This is a genomic window from Dietzia cercidiphylli, from assembly GCF_014145145.1.
GTDB lineage: Bacteria > Actinomycetota > Actinomycetes > Mycobacteriales > Mycobacteriaceae > Dietzia > Dietzia natronolimnaea.
On record NZ_JAALEA010000199.1, the window covers coordinates 1 to 14,024 of the forward strand.

At 71.3% G+C, this 14,024-nt stretch carries 14 protein-coding genes and 1 pseudogene; 1 reads left to right on the forward strand and 14 read right to left on the reverse strand.

Features of this window, described 5'->3' with window-relative positions:
- Both G6028_RS07815 and G6028_RS07820 read right to left on the reverse strand, forming a co-directional pair.
- The coding region (locus tag G6028_RS07815) for a glutamate--cysteine ligase family protein (protein ID WP_182658532.1) at positions 1 to 254 on the reverse strand (254 nt) is incomplete at its 3' end.
- Between the two features lie 58 nt (positions 255 to 312).
- Complete coding sequence (locus G6028_RS07820) at positions 313 to 1,113, reverse strand: crotonase/enoyl-CoA hydratase family protein (RefSeq protein WP_182658533.1); 801 nt, start codon at positions 1,111 to 1,113, stop codon at positions 313 to 315.
- A 213-nt stretch (positions 1,114 to 1,326) separates the two neighbouring features.
- Here G6028_RS07820 and G6028_RS07825 point away from each other — a divergent pair, with 213 nt between their 5' ends.
- Positions 1,327 to 2,040 (forward strand): GntR family transcriptional regulator, encoded by a 714-nt coding sequence (locus G6028_RS07825; RefSeq protein WP_194306102.1) that lies wholly within the window; start codon positions 1,327 to 1,329, stop codon positions 2,038 to 2,040.
- A gap of 102 nt (positions 2,041 to 2,142) precedes the next feature.
- Here G6028_RS07825 and G6028_RS07830 read toward each other — a convergent pair whose 3' ends face one another.
- From G6028_RS07830 to G6028_RS07885, 12 genes and pseudogenes are all read right to left on the reverse strand, one after another.
- A complete protein-coding gene (locus tag G6028_RS07830) occupies positions 2,143 to 2,997 on the reverse strand; it encodes an oxygenase MpaB family protein (RefSeq protein ID WP_338404177.1) in 855 nt (284 codons plus the stop codon).
- 72 nt (positions 2,998 to 3,069) lie between these two features.
- The gene (locus tag G6028_RS07835; RefSeq protein ID WP_182658534.1) at positions 3,070 to 3,675 is read right to left on the reverse strand and encodes a hypothetical protein; all 606 of its coding nucleotides are present in this window, start codon (positions 3,673 to 3,675) and stop codon (positions 3,070 to 3,072) included.
- Complete coding sequence (locus G6028_RS07840) at positions 3,665 to 4,879, reverse strand: MlaD family protein (RefSeq protein ID WP_182658535.1); 1,215 nt, start codon at positions 4,877 to 4,879, stop codon at positions 3,665 to 3,667. Before G6028_RS07840 ends, G6028_RS07835 begins: the two co-directional genes overlap by 11 nt.
- A complete protein-coding gene (locus G6028_RS07845) occupies positions 4,876 to 5,976 on the reverse strand; it encodes an MlaD family protein (protein WP_179523933.1) in 1,101 nt (366 codons plus the stop codon). The genes G6028_RS07840 and G6028_RS07845 overlap by 4 nt, the downstream gene beginning before the upstream one ends.
- Before the next feature lie 5 nt (positions 5,977 to 5,981).
- Positions 5,982 to 7,091 (reverse strand): MCE family protein, encoded by a 1,110-nt coding sequence (locus G6028_RS07850; RefSeq protein ID WP_182658536.1) that lies wholly within the window; start codon positions 7,089 to 7,091, stop codon positions 5,982 to 5,984.
- Complete coding sequence (locus G6028_RS07855) at positions 7,082 to 8,125, reverse strand: MCE family protein (protein ID WP_182658537.1); 1,044 nt, start codon at positions 8,123 to 8,125, stop codon at positions 7,082 to 7,084. Before G6028_RS07855 ends, G6028_RS07850 begins: the two co-directional genes overlap by 10 nt.
- Positions 8,122 to 9,168 carry an MlaD family protein gene (locus G6028_RS07860; RefSeq protein WP_182658538.1) on the reverse strand — a complete coding sequence of 349 codons (1,047 nt, stop codon included), beginning with the start codon at positions 9,166 to 9,168 and terminating at the stop codon, positions 8,122 to 8,124. Before G6028_RS07860 ends, G6028_RS07855 begins: the two co-directional genes overlap by 4 nt.
- On the reverse strand, positions 9,165 to 10,436 hold the full coding sequence (locus G6028_RS07865; protein ID WP_182658539.1) for an MCE family protein: 1,272 nt from the start codon (positions 10,434 to 10,436) through the stop codon (positions 9,165 to 9,167). The genes G6028_RS07860 and G6028_RS07865 overlap by 4 nt, the downstream gene beginning before the upstream one ends.
- A gap of 8 nt (positions 10,437 to 10,444) precedes the next feature.
- Positions 10,445 to 11,326 (reverse strand): MlaE family ABC transporter permease, encoded by an 882-nt coding sequence (locus tag G6028_RS07870; protein ID WP_182658540.1) that lies wholly within the window; start codon positions 11,324 to 11,326, stop codon positions 10,445 to 10,447.
- 1 nt (position 11,327) lies between these two features.
- Positions 11,328 to 12,137, reverse strand: coding sequence for an MlaE family ABC transporter permease (locus G6028_RS07875; protein WP_182658541.1), 810 nt, complete (start codon positions 12,135 to 12,137; stop codon positions 11,328 to 11,330).
- A 41-nt stretch (positions 12,138 to 12,178) separates the two neighbouring features.
- Positions 12,179 to 13,774 carry a fatty-acid--CoA ligase FadD5 gene (fadD5, locus tag G6028_RS07880; RefSeq protein ID WP_182658542.1) on the reverse strand — a complete coding sequence of 532 codons (1,596 nt, stop codon included), beginning with the start codon at positions 13,772 to 13,774 and terminating at the stop codon, positions 12,179 to 12,181.
- 42 nt (positions 13,775 to 13,816) lie between these two features.
- Positions 13,817 to 14,024, reverse strand: a pseudogene (locus G6028_RS07885) (enoyl-CoA hydratase); the annotation flags it as partial.

Here is a 14,024-nt window from a genome sequence, read left to right on the forward strand (position 1 = left end):
GCCACCGTGAGGCCGCGGCCCTCGCCCACCCGGCGCAGTCCCTCGCGCGCCTCGTGCAGCCCGGAGCGCAGGCCCGAGGCCGTGTGGGCCGGACGGGTGCGCGTCCGGATCACACAGTTGCGCACCTCGTCGGCAGCGACGTCCGCTGATCGGTGGGCCAGCAGCTCGGACGCCCTGGGCGTGAGCTCCCGACTCTCGGAGTCGAGGACCTGGAGGTCCTCCTCGATCACCGCTGACCTGAACTGGGCTCCCATGAAGGAAATGTAGTTCGGGCGGGCGGCGTGCACATCCGATCGGGATGTGGGATGGGTCTCAGCGCGCCTTCCAGACGGGAGCGCGCTTCTCCGCGAACGCCCGCGGGCCCTCCATCGCGTCCTCCGACGTCATGACGGTGATCATCTCCGTGTCACTGACCTTCCACCGGTCGTCCTCCGCCGCGCGGGCCCCGTCGCTGATCCCCAGCGCGACGCGCTTGCTGGCCTGCACGGCCAAGGGGGCGTTGGCGGCGATCACGCCGGCCAGCTCGAGCGCCGCGTCGAGCAGCTGCCCGGCAGGGACGACACGGTTGATCAGATGCAGGTCCAGGGCGCGCTCGGCCGTGACCGGCTCGCCGGTGAGGATCATCTCCATGGCCACCCGGTGGGGCAGCTGGGCCGGCAGCCGGAACGCGCCGCCCGCCGCCGCGATGAGACCCCGCCTGACCTCGGGCAGCCCGAAGATCGCGTGCTCGGCGGCCACCACGAGATCGCACGCGAGCGCGATCTCGCAGCCCCCACCCAATGCGGTGCCGTTGACCGCGGCGATCACCGGCACGGAGACGTGATGCTGCATCATGCCCGCGAAACCCCACTGGCGGTTCTCCGCCGGGAAAATGTCCTCTCCCCGGGAGATCGCCTTGAGGTCCGCCCCCGCGCAGAACGACTGCTCCCCCGACCCGGTGAGGACGACCACCCGGATCTCCGGGTCCGTGTCCGCCTCGTGCAGGGCCCGCCCGAGCAGCGTGCTCACCTCGCCGTTGACGGCGTTGCGGACCTCGGGGCGGTCGAGGGTGACGAGCAGGATGTGATCGCGGCGCTCGGTGCGGACGGCTGGACGGGTCTCGGATGAGGTCATGCCCCCAGTCTCGCCCGGCACGTCGGCACACGCGGGAGAAACGCCCACCTCCCCCGGGCCGGTGCCATGCGCGAGACTCTCCACCGGGGCCATACAGCGGGGGAGAGGCGCTCACCCCTGCTGGGCAATCGCACACTCCTCGGATATATTTGATTTCGATTCTCGGCCGAGGCCCCTCGGTCGTTCGTGATCCCCGGAGATGAGGTGGCGGATATGGCCGCAACACGACTCGCGCAGCGTCCGCAGCTCTCCGAGGAGGTCGCGGACCACGTCCGGACCCGGATCATGAGCGGCGAGGTGCGCCCCGGGGACTTCATCCGTCTGGACGAGACCGCGGCCGCTCTCGGGGTGAGCGTGACCCCGGTGCGCGAGGCCCTGCTGACCCTGCGCGGGGAGGGGCTGGTCGATCTGGTCCCACGACGCGGTTACCTGGTCTCGCCGATGAGCAGGCAGGACGTCGAGGACATCTTCTGGCTGCAGGCCCGGCTGTCCAAGCGGATCGTCGACCGTGCCATCACCCGGTTCGACGAGGCGGCCCTCGAGAACCACGCCCGCCTGGTGGAGGACTTCGAGACGGCGGCCGTGACGGGCGATCCGGACCGTGTGGTGAGCGCGCAGTACGCCATCCACCGCTCGATCAACCGGGCGTCCCGGTCGGACAAGCTGTCCCGCTTCCTCAACAACGCCGCGCGCTACATGCCCTACCGGCTCTACGCCGAGGATCCGGACTGGCGGTCCACCGCGCTCGAGGACAACAGGCGGATGCTCGAGGCGCTGCGCACCGGCGACGTGGAGACGGCCCACGCCGTGGTCGACCGGGAGTTCACCAACGGCGCCGACCTGCTCATCGCGCACCTCCAGCGCGCCGGCGTGTGGGACGAGGACCGCGACGAGGACCGGGGCGCGACGCTGGTCGCGCAGGCCTGACCACCCGGCACTCGTCGCGCGGGTCGGACCCGCGACCACCGGAGGCCGGGGCGACACCGCCCCGGCCTCCGCCGTCTCATCTCCGACGTGAGCCCCGGGACGTCACATCAGCGGCCGTCCGGTTCGCAGGCGCCACTTCAGGTCCAGCAGCAGCACCCGGTAGGTGAGGGTCCGGACCGGGTACGGGAGCATCCGGTTGGCCGCCGCGGTGAGCGCCAGGAACCGCTCGAAGCGCCGCTGGTCCCGCGGGTCCCACGCCAGCCCCAGCGCGTCGCGGAACTCGCGGTGCAGGAACCCGGTCGTCACCCACTTGTTCAGGCGCCCGAACAGGACCGTCGTGGGCTGCGGCAGCATCCGGAGCTCCGTCAGACCCACCAGGTGTTCGCGTACCGGGTCGTCGAATCGGATCCGGGACTTGCCCTCGTGCCAGTAGTCGTCGAACTCCGCCCGCGTCGCCGGCCACTGGTCGGCGCGCACCTGGAGCGTCGTCCCCAGAGACGGGGCGGAGCGGTAGAAGGCCTCGCGGTCGGACTCGGTCATGGGTCCGTGCAGCCACTCGAAGACGTCCTCGAATCCCACGTACAGACAGGCGGCCACCCACATCTGGAGCTTGGGGTCCACCGCGCTGTACTCGACCGGACTGTCGGGTGTGGAGTGCACCCGACGGTGGATGCGGGTGACCTCCTCGCGGTAGACCCGCTTGTCGTCGTCGCTCCCCAGCGTGGCCACCGCCAGGTACTGGAAGGTCGTCCGGGCCCGCTTCAAGGGCCTCTTGTAGACGTTGCCGGTGTCCACCCGGCTCTCGCGTACCCCCCAGCCCACCTCGGGCCAGGACAACTGCATGATGACGTTGGCGACCCCGCCGGCCGCACCGATCGAGTCGAGGGCGTCGGGGAGGACGGGCGGTCGACGGCGTGGGGTGGGCGGGGCGGGATTGCGGTGCAGTTCGGTGATCACGTGGCGGTTCTCCTCGGGTATCGGTGTCGTTCGGTCGGCGGTGTCGGATCAGGCCGGTTCGGCGGTGACGGATCAGGCCAGTTCGGCGGAGTCGAGCAGCCAGCGGTTCCCGTCGCGGACCAGGGTCACGACCATGCGGCTCGCGTCGACCCGGCCCTCGGGCACGGTGACGTTGGTGATCTCCTGATCCAGGAAGACCAGCACCACGGCGCTGCCGGTGTCCACGCTCTGAACCCCCGCGTGGGTCACGGTTCCGGTCGAGGTGCCCTGTCCGTTGGTGAGCAACTCGCGCAGCCCCTCGGAGACCTCGCGATAGCGGTCGGCGAACTCCGGAGTGGCGTCCGCCACGACCGCCTCGATGTTGGCGTCCACGTCGGCGTGGTCGTAGGAGGCGAGTTGGACGACCAGGCGGGTGGCGTCCTCGACCGCGCTGCGTCGGAGTTCGTCCTCCCGGTGGTCCGACCACACGAGGTAGCCCAACCAGGCACACGCGGCCACCAGTGCCACCACGACCACAGCGCTCACGATGCGAGCGGAGTTCCTCCGCGGGGGGGTCGTGCCCTCCACGGGATCGTCGTCCACCGTGGAGGTGTCCGCCCGGGCCTTGTCCTCCGGGACGTTGTCCGCCCGGGCCCTATCCTCCGGGACGTTGTCCTCCCTGGGTGCCTCAGCCGCCATGACGCAGTCCTTCCATCATCGTCGCCCAGTACGCGGCGATCTCCTTGCCGGTCGGGACGAGCACAGGGTCGACGGCCATGTGCGGGCCGATCCTGGTTCCGGGTTCGGTCGCCCCCGCCAGTCCCTCGTCGTTCGGTCGGGGAGCCGCCCGCGATCCCCGCTGCTCCAGGTCCTCGCCCGGCGGGCAGTACAACCGCAGATTCGGCTCACGCGGGGAGTGGTCGACGACGTCGCGGGGCTCGTACGGGTAGACGCACACCGGCCCCTGGGTGGCGACCAGTTGGAAGTCCGCGCGACCGTCACGCACGGTCCCCGCCAGGGCCCGCAGTCCCCGCTCGCCCTGGGTGAGGCCGGCCTCCCAGGCGGGTCCCCGATCGCGGAACACGGGTGTGACGACGAGGGTGTTGGCGAGCAGGCCGGCCGCGTCCTCCCGGTTGGCATCGAGGAGCACCTGGGCCCGGAGCATCGCCTCGGGTGAGCGGTCGAGCAGGTACACGAGCGTGTCCTCCCGGCGGGCCAGCTGCTCGGCGACGTCGCGGGCCACCGAGGCCGACCCGCTGAGGGGATCCGGGCGGGCCGCCAGCGCGCGCACGGTCACGAGCCCGTCGCCGACGAGCCCGCGGAACGTGGGAGCCTGCTCGGTCAACACAGCCGTGAGCAGTGCGGTGTCCTCGAGGATCGCGCCAAGCCGCGGGCCGTTGCCCTCGAGAGCGGTGGCCACGCTGTCCCCGAACGAGGCCAGGGACTCCGGGTCCAGCGCCCGCAGCGAGGTGTCGATATCGGCGATGAGGTGCTCGATCGACGCGGGTTGCTCGTCCTCGGGGACCAGCAACTCACCACCTTCTCCCAGGTAGGGACCGGCTCCGCTCGTCGGCCGGACGTCGAGCCGGTTGTCCCCCAGGGCCGTGCTGGTCACCACCCGGGCGTGTGCGCTGACGGGGATCCGGGTGCCGTCGACGATCCTCAGGTGGAGCCGGACCCCGCCGACCCCGTCGAGAACGGCGTCCTGGACCTCCCCCACGTCCACGCCGCGGTAGGTCACGCGCACCCCGGGTCCGAGGCCCCGCGCGTCCTCGACGTGGGCCACCACCCGGAAACCACTCGCCACGTCGGCGTCCTCCCCGATGTACCGGATGCCGTAGCCGATGGCGACCACCGAGATGAACGCGAACAGCAGCGCCTGCGTGACGATGTGGCGGTTCACGGCGCACCCCCCACGGGCGGCTGGGCGTCGGGGGGGCCGGTGGCACCGGGCGGCAGCGGTCGACCCGCGCGCGCCTCACCGCCGGTGCCCAGGGCATCCAGCGAGCCGGGGAGGTCGAGCGCGCCGTCGAACATCATGTGGTCCCCGCGGATCGCGACGTCGAAGTTCGTGACGAAGCGCTGCAGGGCGTCCAGGGTGGGGGCCACCTCGTCCCCGAAGCCCTCCATGTCCTCGAGCAGGACGGTCAGTGTGCGCAGTGACGGCGTCAGGCGCCCGTCCGTAGCCGAGGTGAACTGCTCGACCTGCACTGTCAGGGCGGTGGTGGTGTCCATGAGTGCGGTGATCGTCTCCCGACTGGCCGCCGCCTCCGAGACGAGGTCGGCGGACACCCGCATGCCGCGGTCGATGAGCTCGCGGCGACCGGCGAGCGAGGCGTTGACCCGGTCCAGGGCGAGGATCGTCCGGTCGATCTCGTCGCGGTTCGCCTCGTACAACTCCAGGGCGCGGTCCCCACGCTCCCGGATGCGCCCGATCTCCTCACCTCGCCCGTCCAGGGCCACGGTGAGCTCCTCCATCACCGAGCCGAGCTGCGCGATCCCACTCCCGTTGAGCAGCAGTCCCAGCGAGGCGAGGCTCGACTCGAGGTCCGGACCGACGCCGGTGTGCACCCGCGGAACGACCCCCGTGTCCTCGAGTAGTGCACCGGTCGCGGGCGCCGCCGGCGGGGTGAGCGCGATGAACGGGCTGCCGAGGGCGGTGGGCAGGCGGATCTCGGCGAAGACGCCGGCGGGGACGCCGGAGTCACCCTCGAGGCGGACGCCGATCACGGCCTCGGTTCCGTCGGTGCCGACGCTGCGGACCCGGCCGACGAGGCGTCCCCCGTAGCGGACCTCCGCTCCGGGTGCGAGCCGGTCGGCGCGCTCGAACCGCATCTCCACGTCCGCCGAGCCCTCCCCGGTGTCCATCCCCAGGGGAACAGACTGGAGTGCGAGTTGTGGCGTGTTCACGGCCACCATCGCCGCACCCCCGAGCAGTGCCACCCCGAGGAGGGCCACGAGTCCGCGCACCAGGTGCGGACGGGTTCTGGTCTCACGCATGGCGCTCACCCACCCCCCGCGACTCGTTCGAACGCCCCGACCAGGCCGATCGGGTCACTCTGTTCGACCGGGAACATGAGCGGGTTGGTCAGGCCGGCGCCCGTGCACAGTGGGAGCGGCTCACGTCGGCAGAGTTCGCGGCCACGGGCGAAGTGGGTGATGTTGGACGAGACGTTGAGGCGGATGCGCGCGCGGCCGTCGGGTCCGATCCCGGCCGCGAGGTTCTCCATCATCACCGGGTACAGATCCAGGAACTCCGCGAAGTCCGCGCGGTGGCGGGCGTACAACGCCGTCACCTCGCGGGTCGCGGCGGTCGTCCCGGTGATGTCGTCCCCGCGCGCGGCGACGATCGCGTCGAGTTCGTCGAGGATCACACGGAGGTCCTCCGCCGGGGCCGCCACGTCGATCTGGTCGTCCCGGAGCTGCCGACCCAGGTCGTCGAGTCCCAGCACGAGGTCGCGCATGGTCTGGTCGCGACCGCCCGCGGCGTCCATCAGCACCGCGAGCTCGGTGACGATCGCGTCGAGATCCTCGGCCCGGTCCCCGCCCACCGCCGAGACCGTGGACAGGTTCCGGATGGCCCGGCTCAGCGTCTCCCCCCGGCCGTCGAGGGCCTCGGCCCCCCGGTCGAGACCACGTGCCACCTCGTCGGCTCCGGGCGAGAACGCCGAGCTCAGGGTGTCCAGGCTGGAGACGAACTCGTCGAAGTCGAGGGGTGCCCGCGTCCGCTCGGCCGGGATCACCCCGTCGTCCGGGAACGTCGGCCCGCCCACGTAGGCGGGGGTGAGCTCGACGAACCGGTCGGCGATGACGGCCGGGTTCATCACCACAGCCCCCACGTCCGCGGGCAACCGCGTACCGGGATCCAGTGAGAGCCGCACCCGTGCGAGGTCCCCCGTCGGCTCGACCTTCTCGACGATCCCCACCTCGACCCCCACGATCCGGACTTGCGAACCGACGTACACGCCCTCGGCGGAGGCGAACTCGGCCGTGATCACCTGGCGACCGCCGTCTCCCCGGGCGCCGGAGAGCAGAGAGGCCAACACCAGGACGGCGGCGAGGGCGGTGACGACGATCGCGACGACCCTGGTCCGGCTCACACGTCTCAGTTGCATCCGTCCATCACCCCCAGGGCGCAGAGCGCCGAATCCGGGATCGGGCCGGTCGGTGTGGCGACATCCGTCCACGGGCCGTTCCCGGTCGCGTCCGTGACCGCGCGGAGTCCTGGTGGCATCCGGGTGAGCACCTCGTCCATCGCGTCGATGTTCCTCTGGTAGGTCTCGCTGATCGAGCGCATGTTGCCCAGCACGCGGTCCACGTCCTCGGCCTCCTCGTCGAGCAGCACCCGCACCCGGGTCGCGAGATCCTCCAGGGACGACACGAGGGAGCTGAGCGCCTCACGACGCTGGGTGAGCACGGTGACCAGCACGAGTGACTGGTCGGTCAGAGCTCGGATACCCGCCTCCTGCGAGACGAGGACCCCGGTCAGTTCGCGGGTCGTGGTGACCACCCCGGACATCCGCGCGTCCTCGCGGGCGAGGAGACCCAGGGCCGCGGAGACGTCGTCGATCGACTGACCGGCGGCCCCGGCGTCCTGCGGCAGGATGCTGTCCAGGCTGTCGATCATCGCGCTGACGGCCCTCGTGTCGAGCTCCTCGGCCAGGTCCGTGACCGCTCCCCCGATGTCGTCGATCATGTACGGCGACGTGGTGCGTTCCACCCCGATCCGCCGGTGCGGGCCGAGGTCCCCCCCGCCCGCCGGCGTGACCTCGAGGAACCTGTTCCCGAGGATCGACTTGAGACCGATCGTGGCGGTGCTCGCCTCGCCCAGGTCCTGGCCCCGGTCGAGCCGGAACCCCACCACCGCGAGCCCGTGCTCCAACGTCAGGGAGTCCACGCGGCCACTGGGCACGCCGGCCACCAGGACCGGGTCCCCCGTCCGTAACCCCCCGGCGTTGGCGAACTCGGCCGCGTAGTGGTCGGTGCGCAGGACGTACCACAGTCGGGGCAGGGCCATGCTCGCCGCGAAGATCGCGATGACCAGCAGGATCGACGTGGCTCCCACGAAGACGGTGTTGCCGCGACGGGTGTGCCTCGGGTCGCGGACGAGGTCGACCAGACTCTCCCGCACCATGGTGATCGGACTCATCGGCACGCCCCCGAGTTCCGGTAACCGAACAGGCTGGTCTCCCAGTCGTCCCACTTGACCGTGAAGTTGCACATGTAGAGGGCCAGGAAGCCACCCTTCTGAGCCTGGGCGTTAACCTCCCGGGCGAACAGCGGGGCCTTGCCCATCGCGGTGTCGAACGCCGGGGTGTTGGGGATCCACCCGTCGGTCGTGTGACGAGCGGCGTCCACGCTCGCGCGGAGATCCGGATCGGTCTCGCGGAGCATCGAGGCCAGTGTCGCGGTGGCCGCGTCCCCGCGCTCGATGAGCACCGCGAGGTCGTTCCCGCCGCCGTCCGCGAGCGCCCCGGAGACGGTGTCGAGTCCCCTGACCAGCCGCTGGAGGTCCTCCTCCCGCTCGGTGAGCGTGGTGTTGAGCGCCGTGATGTTGTCCGCGAGCCGGGTGTACACGTCCTGCCTGCCGACGATGTCCCGGCTCAGCAGCGCCAGGCGGGCGAGCAGGACGTCCATGGCACCCGGTTCGCCCTGGAACGCGGCGACCACGGTGCGCGAGAGGGTGTTGACCTCGTCCGGCCGCACCGCCTCGAACAGCGGCTTGAACCCGTTGACGAGCGCGGTGAGGTCCACGGGATCGGTGGTGGCCTCCAGCGGGATACGCGTCCCCTCCGGCAGCGGGTCGGCACCGCCGACGGCCGGTCCGCCGTCCGGTGGGGGATCGAGGGAGAGATAGCGGATGCCCAGCATGTCCCCGTAGCGGACCGACGCGCGCGCGCCACTCGCGACCGGCGCCGAGCGCTCGACCTCGAAGTCGACGACGGCGATCGTCTCGCCCAGGGGGCCGACCTCCCGCCCGACTCCGAGCACCCTGCCCACGCGGACGCCGGCGACCGTGACCTCGGAGCCCGGGCCGAGCCCGCCGACGTCGGTGAACTCGGCGCCGTACGCCCGCGCTCCCCACCCGATCGGCACCCGGAGAGTGTTGACCACCAGCACCGTGCACAGGACCCCGACCAGGCAGTAGACGAAGAGCCCCAGGGCCGGACGCAGACCGCGGTGACTCGTCATCGGATCGTCACCTCGGTACCCCGCACGAGCGGACCGAGCATGGTCCACGCCGCGGCATCGGGCGCGACCTCGGGATCGGCGGGCGGAGGCACGGGCGACCCGGGCTCGGACGCGGCGGCCGCCTGGAGTTCCCGGATCAGGTCCCGCTCCGAGGCGGCGGCGACCGTGAGACCGGTCCCGCGGTGGGGGGACGCCGCACCCGAACACGTCGACCCGGCCAGGTCGGGATAGCGGGGGCAGTCCTCGGGCCCGTACGGCATGGGGTCGGAGAACGACGGGACCGCCGTGATGGTGAACCGCCCCGTGGAGAACGCCGCCTCCCCGGCCTCCCCCATGGGGCGCATGGCGTAGAGGGTCCGGATGACCCCGTGCGGGTTCCGGGCGGTCCGGTCGAACACCACCCCGGTGTCGTCGACCAGTCGGATCGCACCCGTCACGGTCCGGTCGGCCATGTGCGCGCCCGACCCGGTGACCGCCAGGCCCGCGTCGAGCAGCCGGCCGAGGGAATCGGGGCGGTCCACCACGATCTGCGAGAGCCGCGTCGCCTCCTGCAGGGTCTCGAGGATCACCGGGCCGGCCGCTGCCAGGTCCTCGGCGAGGTAGGCGAGGGCGGAGGACGCACCGGCGGTCTCCTCCAGCGCGGGCGACAGGTGCTCACCCGCCCGGTCCACGTCCCCGATGACCCTCCCCAGCATCTCGCCCCGGCCGTCGAGGGCCCGATCGAGTGCGGTGAGCGTGACCTGCAGACGTTCGGGTTCGATGGAGACCAGCAGGTCGCTCGCGCGGGTGAACACGTCGTAGAGGAGCACGGCCTCCTCGGAACGGTCGGCGGCCAGGACGTCTCCGCTGTCGAGCCCTCCGGCGGGGCGCGTCGTCCCCGGCTCGCCCGGGGTCACCAGGTCCAGGCGCACGTCCCCGAACAGTGTCCGCGGGACCGCACGGACGACGACGTCGGAGGGGATGCGCTCCGCGTGCTCCGGGGCGATCAGCATCTCTATCCTCGTGCCCGGTTCGTCGTCGTCACCCGAACTGTCACCTGACACGACACCGATGGACGACCGCACGTCACCCACCTTCACCCCGAGGTGATGGACGGGGGCGTGGACCGGGACCCGGCCCGCCTCCGAGGGCAGCACCGCCGTCACCGTCGCCCCCGGGTCGAGGACGCCCGCGCCCCGGGCGACGAGGAACCCCGCCAGCACCACGGCCACGACACTCGCGACCAGCCCGCGGACCGCCAGCGTCCGCTCGGGCGTCGGTCCCGCCACACGCCGCCTCACGTGATCCCCAACGCCGGGACCTCGGGCACCAGGCCCCACAGGGCGAAGGTGAGCACGATGTCGATGAACCCGATGAGGAGGATGCTGGTCCGCAGCGCACGGCCCGCGGCCCGCCCGACGCCCTCGGGGCCGCCCGTCGCGTGATACCCGTAGCTGCAGTGCACGAGCACGATCACCAGGGCGAACACCACCGCTTTGATCAGCGAGTAGAGGACGTCCTCGGGTCCCAGGGTGATGTGGAAGAAGTAGTCGTAGGTACCCGCCGAGCCGCCGTTGACGTGCACCACCACCACCCGTGTGGCGATGTACGTCGCCACCAGTCCGACGGCGTACAGCGGCACGATGCAGATCATCGTGGCGATGACCCGGGTCCCGGCCAGGTAGGGGATCGTCGGCACGGACATCGCGTCGAGGGCGTCGATCTCGTCCGAGATCCGCATCGAGCCCAGCCGGGCGGTGAAGCCGGTGCCCACCTTGGCGGCCAGGGCGATGGAGGCCACGACGGGCGCGAGTTCGCGCGTGTTGGCCATCGCCGAGAGCATCCCGGACAGGCTGGTCATGCCGATCAGGTCCAGACCGCGGTAGGTCTCGACGCCCACCATGATCGCCGCGACCGCCGACATGGCCAGGACGATGCCGATGGTGCCGCCGCCGGCGATCAACGAGTTGGAGCCGAAGCCCACGTCGACGACCTCTTTGACCACCTGCTTGCGGTAGCGCACCAACGCGGTGGGCAGCGTGAGGAGCACCCGACCCGCGAAGGTCACGTGCCGGCCGACCTCGGCCATGCCGGTGGCGGTGCGCGCCAGGACCGCAGCCGGCCGGGATGCCCGGAGCCGCTGGGCGGCGCTCGTGTCGGTGACGGGGAGGGAGGTCATGTCAGTACTTCCCCACCGACGGCACGGCGAGCCCGTAGACCGCCGACATGACGGTGTTGATCACGAACACGGTGACGAAGGCCAGGACGACCGTCTCGTTGACCGCGTCCGCGACCCCGCTCGACCCGCCACTGGCGTGCAGCCCCTTGAACGTCGCGATCAGAGCGGAGACCACGGCGAACGCGACCGACTTGACCATCGCCATCCACAGATCGGAGGGCCGGCCGTAGGCGCTCAGGGTGGACAGGAACGCCCCGGCCGACTCCCCCTGGCCGTACACCTGATAGATCAGACACGCGGTCACCCCCATCGCGGTGACCAGGGCGCACATCACCAGGGAGACCAGCACTGTCGCGATGACGCGGGGCACCACGAGCCGCTCGATCACGTCGAGCCCCATGACCTCCATGGCCTCGACCTCCTCGCGGATGGTGCGGGAGCCCAGGTCCGCGCAGATGGCCGAGCCGCCGACCCCGGCCAGCATGAGCGCGCAGACCAGCGCCGACGCCTGCCCCACCACGACGAAGGCCACGACGGCGCCCGCGTACCCGGCCGCCCCCAGTCGGCCCGCCAACTCCCCCACCGACACGGCGACGAGCACGCCGACCGGCAGCATCAATAGCAACGCCGGCACCGAGCACACCCGCGCGACGAACAGGGCCTGGTCGCGGGTCTCGGCGAGCGAGAGCCGCCCCGTGGCGACCGTGCGCACGCAGCTCAGCAGGGTGAACACCGAGTAGCCGACCAGCGATCCGACCTGTCCCGCCAGATCGACCACCGGGCCTCGGCCCGCGGGGAGTTGGAAGACCATGTCAGTGGTATCCGGGTTCCGACGTCGACTCGGCCGCCGGGTCAGACACCCGTGGAGCCGTGCTCCGAGCGGAGCGCGCCCTTGACCACCTTGCCGCTGGCGTTGCGCGGCAGCTCCTCCACGTGCACGAGGTGCTTGGGCAGCTTAAAGCCGGCCAGTTTGTCGCGTAGCCACCCGGTCAGCTCGTCGAGGGTGATGTCCGCGCGGCCCTCCTCCTCGTGCTGGGCGACCACCGCGACGGGCACCTCGCCCCACTTCTCGTCCTTGCGACCGATCACCGCGACCTCACGGATCCGGGGGTGGCCGGCGATGACGTTCTCGACCTCGGCGCAGTAGATGTTCTCACCGCCGGAGATGATCATGTCCTTCTTGCGGTCCACGACGTAGACGAAGCCCTCGTCGTCCATCCGGACCAGGTCACCGGAGTGGAACCAGCCACCCTCGAAGGCCTCCGCGGTCTCCGCGGGCTTGTTCCAGTAGCCGGACATGGTGGTGGGTCCGCGGTAGACGATCTCGCCCACCTCGCCGGGACCGACCGGCTCCCCGAACGCGTCGATCACACGGGCCTGCAGGGTGGGGATGACCTTGCCGACCGACCCGAGTTTGCGGATCGCGTCGTCACCGTCGAGCGCACAGGTGATGGGGCTCATCTCGGTCTGGCCGAACACCGCGCAGTTGAGGGCGTCCGGGAACGTCTCGGACATGGCGCGCAGGATCGTGTCCGTGGACGGGGCCGCACCCCACGAGATGTTGCGCAGCACGAGCGTCCGCGGGCGGGCCTTCTGCTCGGCGCAGACGGCCTGCCACTGCACCGGCACGAGGAAGACGCTGGTGATCCGCTCCGCCTCGAGGGTGTCGAGCAGTGCGGACGGGTCGAAGGCCTGCAGGGGGTGGACCACCGTGACGCCGCCGAGCTGGAGACTCGGGGCGATCGAACCGAGCGCCGCGATGTGGAACATCGGGGCCGCGCACAGTGCGCGCCCCTCCTCGTCGAAGAGCCGGAACACCCGGATACAGGTCAGGGACTGGGCGGTGAGGTTCTCGTAGGAGAGCATCGCGCCCTTGGGCCGACCCGTGGTGCCCGAGGTGTACATGATGAGGGCGGTGGAGTCCTCCGGGACGTCGACCGGCGGATGCGGTTCGCCCTCCTCGGCCAGCGCGTCGGCGAAGGTGGTCTGGTTCTCGGTGCCGGATTCGCCGCCGATCACGATGTGGTCTCCGGGCTCCTCACCCTGGGCACGGATCGCCCCGACGAGCGGGGCGAGCAGGGCGTCGGTGACGACGACCTTCGGCGCGCAGTCACTCACCAGGTAGGCCAACTCGGCCGGGGTGAGGCGGAAGTTCACCGGCACCGCGATGGCACCCAACCGGTTGATGCCGAGCACCGCCTCGACGAACTCCGGGTTGTTGAGGGTGATCAGCATGACCCGATCACCCCTGGCGACCCCACGACGGGCCAGCGCGTCGGCGAAGAGGCCGCTGCGCTCGTGTAGTTGCGACCAGGTGGTGGTCTGGCCGAGGTAGCGCAGCGCCTCGCCGTCGGGGTTCATCTCGGCGTGGGTGGCCACCCACGTGTTCCAGTGGTTGCGACGGGCGGCGTGGAGTTCCGCGACTGGGTCCATGGTGGCGGTGGTCATGAGTCGGCCTTTCGTGGGGAGCGGTGAGGGTGGAGAACCAGGTCAGGAGAAGTCGGGGCGCCTCTTCTCGAGGATCGAGGCGACCCCTTCGGCGAAGTCGTCGGACACCAGGAGTTCGCACTGTCCCTCGTGCTCCCGTGCCAGGGCGGCGTCCAGCTCGGCGAGGGTGGCCCCGGTGACGGCGCGCTTGGTCAGTTCCAGTGCGCGGCGCGGGCCGCGGGCGAGGCGGCGGGCCAGCTTTGCGGCGGCG

Excerpts from the sequence above, each read along its gene's own strand:
- G6028_RS07820 (WP_182658533.1), bottom strand. The coding sequence starts at position 1,113 with ATGACCTCATCCGAGACCCGTCCAGCCGTCCGCACCGAGCGCCGCGAT.
- G6028_RS07825 (WP_194306102.1), top strand. The coding sequence starts at position 1,327 with ATGGCCGCAACACGACTCGCGCAGCGTCCGCAGCTCTCCGAGGAGGTC.
- G6028_RS07835 (WP_182658534.1), bottom strand. The coding sequence starts at position 3,675 with ATGGCGGCTGAGGCACCCAGGGAGGACAACGTCCCGGAGGATAGGGCC.
- G6028_RS07845 (WP_179523933.1), bottom strand. The coding sequence starts at position 5,976 with ATGCGTGAGACCAGAACCCGTCCGCACCTGGTGCGCGGACTCGTGGCC.
- G6028_RS07850 (WP_182658536.1), bottom strand. The coding sequence starts at position 7,091 with ATGCAACTGAGACGTGTGAGCCGGACCAGGGTCGTCGCGATCGTCGTC.
- G6028_RS07855 (WP_182658537.1), bottom strand. The coding sequence starts at position 8,125 with ATGAGTCCGATCACCATGGTGCGGGAGAGTCTGGTCGACCTCGTCCGC.
- G6028_RS07860 (WP_182658538.1), bottom strand. The coding sequence starts at position 9,168 with ATGACGAGTCACCGCGGTCTGCGTCCGGCCCTGGGGCTCTTCGTCTAC.
- G6028_RS07870 (WP_182658540.1), bottom strand. The coding sequence starts at position 11,326 with ATGACCTCCCTCCCCGTCACCGACACGAGCGCCGCCCAGCGGCTCCGG.
- G6028_RS07875 (WP_182658541.1), bottom strand. The coding sequence starts at position 12,137 with ATGGTCTTCCAACTCCCCGCGGGCCGAGGCCCGGTGGTCGATCTGGCG.
- fadD5 (WP_182658542.1), bottom strand. The coding sequence starts at position 13,774 with ATGACCACCGCCACCATGGACCCAGTCGCGGAACTCCACGCCGCCCGT.